This is a genomic window from Arsenophonus sp. ENCA, from assembly GCF_002287155.1.
GTDB lineage: Bacteria > Pseudomonadota > Gammaproteobacteria > Enterobacterales > Enterobacteriaceae > Arsenophonus > Arsenophonus nilaparvatae.
This window is the reverse complement of record NZ_NHNG01000255.1, coordinates 1-677: the sequence shown is the minus strand read 5'-3', so window position 1 is coordinate 677 and position 677 is coordinate 1. Positions and strand designations below refer to the sequence as shown.

Annotated in this window: 1 protein-coding gene; it reads left to right on the top strand. The window is 39.1% G+C overall.

Features of this window, described 5'->3' with window-relative positions; genetic code table 11:
- Positions 1–380: 380 nt before the first annotated feature.
- Positions 381–677, top strand: a 297-nt coding sequence (locus CBG25_RS06700; protein WP_290605523.1) for a transposase family protein, incomplete at its 3' end; no start/stop codon positions are given.

The window sequence follows — 677 nt, the reverse complement described above, 5'->3', positions numbered from 1 at the left end:
AGTTGAACACGCCATCGCGGGTATCAAGCGCCTCGGTTGCATGACCCAAATTTTACGGAATCGTAGACCCTTTATTGATGATACCTTCTTACTCCTTAGCGCAGGTCTTTGGAATTTCCATCTCAGAACAGCGTAAAATTTACTTCAATCACCGAAACACCCTTATTTCACTATTAAGCAACACGCTTTCTGTTCCCGTTGCACCAACCGAATTTGCGTACTGGAATAACCGCTTGCAGCGTGATAGGTGCTATTTGACAGACTTCGGACTATCAAACTCTCAGTGGGTTTCAATAAACTAGTTGCTGAATAAAGACTTGCATTTTTTGTCACGCTATTGAGAATAAAAAGAGGTTTAACTTAGAGAATAAAGGTTTGAAATGATCAACAAAGAGCGGCTGTTACGAGATAATCGTTTATGTAAAGCAATCATTGGATTATCAGTCGAAGAATTGAAAAATTTAGCCGCTGAATTTTCAGCTTGTTATTTGATTTATCGGAAAAAGAATCGAAAAGATCACGAGCGGCAGATGGGTGCAGGGCAGAAAGGATTTATCCCAACCCCACTAGATAAACTGCTTTTTATTTTATTGTATTTAAAATGTTATCCGACCTATGATTTGCAAGGACTTCTTTTTGGTTTAGATAGAACCCGGGTATGTCGCTGGGTAAAAATA